A 3,522-nucleotide genomic window follows, 5' to 3' on the forward strand; every position below is an offset into this window, starting at 1 on the left:
GACGTTTTCCGAGATGAAATCACTGGCCTGATTCTTACCGCTCTTTTGGCTGGAAACCGGCCACCAACTTGGCTGGATTCCCTGGCTCAAACGGACTGAAGATAGTCGATCACACACAGCGTTCCTCGTGACCGTCACCGGAAAGGGGCTCTTCTATACCGTGGTCGGCGGGACCTTCCGGGACCTATGCGCGAAGGCGGCGTGGGAGTCGGCGCGCCACACAGCCCTAAGCTCCACGACCTGAGGCACACGTTCGCGGTGAATACCTTGGTGAAGTGGTACCTGCAGGGAGCCAACGAGCCTGCCCGGACGCCGCATCTCTCGGCATATCTCGGACACCGGGACCCGGGGTTCACTTACTGGTACCTCTCGGCAGCGTCGAGCTTTTGGCCCTTGCCGCCGACTGTCTCGGGGATGCCGCTTCCAGCAGCGAAGAAGACCAACCATGAGCACGATCGCACCGGCCGTACAGTTGTCCTTCACCGACCGGATGGCCAGGCAGCGCCAGGCAAGTTCACGCACTAGGGCTTCCTACCGCGGCACCTTCCGGCTGTTGTTTTAGTTCGTTCATCGATTGGGTGCCATTCGGCCCATGTTCGCCGATGCCTCGTTGCGTCACCCGGAGCACTCAGCGCTGATCTCCGGTGTCCTGGGGATACCTCCGAAAGGATTCGACAAGGCTACGGCTTCCTACCTCACGCCGGCAGAAGTCGGGGCGCTCATCGCGGCAGCGCACCGCTCATGCTGGTCAGGCCGACGAAACCACGCACTGCAGATATTAGCCATCCAAACAGGACTGCGCGGCTCAGAGCTGACAAGCCTCAACGGCAGTTACATTGGCCCGCGCACCGGAGTCCACATCCAATGCCGCGGCAAGGAACGCGAGGAACGCGCCGTTCCCTTGACCCATCCCACGGCATTGGTCCTGAAGGGAGAGCCGAACGCAAACGGCCCGTCGATCCATTGTTCTCCACGCGCAAGGGGAGGCGCTTGAGCCGCGACGCCGTTGAACAACGATTGGCCAAGCACGACGCCACGGCCGCATTGACGTGCGAGAAGCTGCAGACCAAGAAGATCACCCCGCACACCCTGCGCCACACCACGGCGATGACGCTCCTGCATGCCGGCGACGTTTGCAAGGTCAGCGCGCTATAGCTCGGTGGCGCCGACGTCCGGTCATCGAACACGTACATGTACGCCGACATGACCATCTAGGAACGGGCTTTCGCCCTGACCACATCAATTGCTTCGCCGCCAGGACGATGCCAAGGACCGGACAGCCTCGTGGACTTCCTGAAGAGCTTGCAACTATGCCGCCACGACATCTATCGCAGCTAACAAGAGGCCCGGCATCGACACGTAACTGGACCGCCCAGCGCCTTGGATATTGGCATATTCCCGGTCTCGACGAGCTGGGATATCTACCGAACGATATCGAAGAGGCCAGGCTGCCGTTTCAGGTGATCACGTGACGGGCAGGAATAGCGTAGCCTGATCATCACCACAAATTTGGAGATTTCCCGGTGGGGATCGGTGTTCGGCAATGACAACATAGCCGCGGCCGTCATCGACCGGCAGGCGCAAAACGGAAGGCTCCTGCAGTTCCCGGCGAGTCCTACCGGGTCAGGAACGCCCTCATGAAATAGGCCAAATGCCAACATGGCAGGAAATTGAGCCCAAGTGGCCTGATTCTTAGCGCTTTAATGACCGGCCTAAAATTGATCTCGCGCCATCACCTCCGCCAGGCGCTACGGGCAGGTGGCCCTGCGTCCGGCGCATTCGGGGCATCGTATCGGCGTAGTAAAGAAGAACGACCACACGGCAACTCACCGCCGGTGGCCGACCGTGCAGTACGAAGCCATCTTCGAGCAGACCATGGCAACCAATGAGAGCCTTGGATCATTGGCGGTCCCGTACCCGGTGATCCTCAGCGAGGAACGCATCGCCAGCCGCTAGGCGTTGGTTGCCTGGTGCGGGAACTACCATTCGGTGCCGCCGGAATTCCCCCATGCGAAGGATACAGTGCCGCACCGGCTGGGCATCACGCAATTGCATAGAACATCACCGCGGTGGACGGGACCGTAATCGCTCCGCACCAACGTGCCATCAACAGCCTGGGCGCCATCATCGCAGGATGGCGGGCTAACAGCTATTGACGGAACCCGCACCCTCAAACCACACGGGCGCAAGTAGCGCATCCTGTCTGGAATCGAGGCCCTGTCTGCCGCCGCCATCCTGCTGTGTGGGACACCCGAAACCACGCCGGAACCGGCGGCAAATTCCTTGGCTGTCTATGAACGTGGCACCTTGGACAGTACCCATCTTGCACGATTGCCGAAACCACACCCAGCCATGCACGCATCGACCACATCTGCAGAATAACTGGGCGGCCGAAGCCCACCCGGGTCAGTTGGTCGAGGCAACCCCTGCGGGCGGTCCACCACCGAAACCCTCGCCAGTCTTGGACTATGCCCACGATCCCGACTACTTGCTCATACCTGCTCCCCCGGCCGTTCTCTTGGCACCAATCGCTGGGCATGCGGCATTTTCCCTGCGATGGTCATAGGAGCCTTTCTACAGGAGTCGGGCCGTCTATTCGCGCATCTATGACCGCCATACCCGAGGCTTGTCTTTTGATCCTCATCCACGCGGAGTCGGAAACGTCCCATGGAAGCAACTACTGAGAGATGCCAGGCCGGCATACGACCGATGGCTGCAATCACATTGCCTTCCAATGGGCAGCAAGCATATCCATGAAAATAGACGGCATTATGCTGGGCTAGAAATCTACGTCTTCAATGTAGCTGTGACCCGCTGGCTGTCTTCACGTGGAATGTCCGGCGGACACAAGAAGAGTTCGACAGGATTTTTGGCGCTTATCCAAGTGGGCTCAATGGTCGATCACCAATGCGTGTTGGGAAATGGCTAATCATCATCGACATTCTTGATACCGCCGAGAATGGGCATCAGCCGGGTCGTTTCACGTGGAACATCGTCACTTGCAGGGCGTCCCCATCATTCTCTGCTCTGCGCAACCGACAATCCGGGTCGCCACAGATTCTTGGAATTCGTGAATATTTGACTCTTTGAGAGGCAACAATATTGCCGTTCAGAGGCACTTCGCCAAAAAGCGAACATTCTCCTTCAGAGCCACTTATAGCGATCTTGAGAGCCATGAGTTAGCTCCTTAGGCCAGGTAAAAGACACATCGTGGATGGAACAGTGAACAGCTGCGCGACCGCACAGGGCGAGGACTGCACCAGCGGCTCAGGTCTTGGGCTCACCACTGACGCGATCATGGACCGGATCATCCACAACACCATCTGGATCGAGACCGGAAGCTACAACATGCGCGAGAAGATCGGCGCCGATTAGGAATAGATAGGCCCGTAGGAGGCCGCTGTGTGTGTGAGCGCTAAGCATTGGGCCGTTTCAGTCAGGACGGTGGGCCAAGTTGGCTGCTCATTTCATGCCAAAAGAGCGCTAAGCCTCAGCCTCTCGGCAGCGGCTCGAAATTGCCCA

General features: G+C 58.9%; 5 protein-coding genes. 4 read left to right on the forward strand and 1 reads right to left on the reverse strand.

Annotated features, from left to right (window positions below):
- Positions 1-592: 592 nt before the first annotated feature.
- From OIU93_RS20380 to OIU93_RS20390, 3 genes are all read left to right on the forward strand, one after another.
- A complete protein-coding gene (locus OIU93_RS20380; protein WP_372342982.1) occupies positions 593-994 on the forward strand; it encodes a tyrosine-type recombinase/integrase in 402 nt (133 codons plus the stop codon).
- Positions 991-1,155, forward strand: a complete 165-nt coding sequence (locus OIU93_RS20385; protein WP_372342983.1) for a hypothetical protein — start codon at positions 991-993, stop codon at positions 1,153-1,155. Before OIU93_RS20380 ends, OIU93_RS20385 begins: the two co-directional genes overlap by 4 nt.
- Positions 1,156-1,533: 378 nt before the next feature.
- Entirely contained in the window at positions 1,534-1,641 is a 108-nt protein-coding gene (locus tag OIU93_RS20390) for a hypothetical protein (protein ID WP_372342985.1), read from the forward strand.
- Positions 1,642-2,966: 1,325 nt separating this feature from the next.
- Here the strand turns inward: OIU93_RS20390 and OIU93_RS20395 are convergent.
- On the reverse strand, positions 2,967-3,176 hold the full coding sequence (locus OIU93_RS20395) for a hypothetical protein (protein WP_264271869.1): 210 nt from the start codon (positions 3,174-3,176) through the stop codon (positions 2,967-2,969).
- Positions 3,177-3,210: 34 nt separating this feature from the next.
- Here OIU93_RS20395 and OIU93_RS20400 point away from each other — a divergent pair, with 34 nt between their 5' ends.
- Positions 3,211-3,375 (forward strand): hypothetical protein, encoded by a 165-nt coding sequence (locus OIU93_RS20400; RefSeq protein ID WP_372342984.1) that lies wholly within the window; start codon positions 3,211-3,213, stop codon positions 3,373-3,375.
- The last annotated feature ends 147 nt before the right edge of the window (positions 3,376-3,522 follow it).

This window comes from Paeniglutamicibacter sp. ZC-3, assembly GCF_025847175.2.
Classification (GTDB): Bacteria; Actinomycetota; Actinomycetes; order Actinomycetales; family Micrococcaceae; genus Paeniglutamicibacter; species Paeniglutamicibacter sulfureus.

Bases quoted from the DNA above. Each gene is read 5' to 3' on its own strand.
- OIU93_RS20380 (WP_372342982.1), top strand. From the start codon at position 593: ATGTTCGCCGATGCCTCGTTGCGTCACCCGGAGCACTCAGCGCTGATC.
- OIU93_RS20395 (WP_264271869.1), bottom strand. From the start codon at position 3,176: ATGGCTCTCAAGATCGCTATAAGTGGCTCTGAAGGAGAATGTTCGCTT.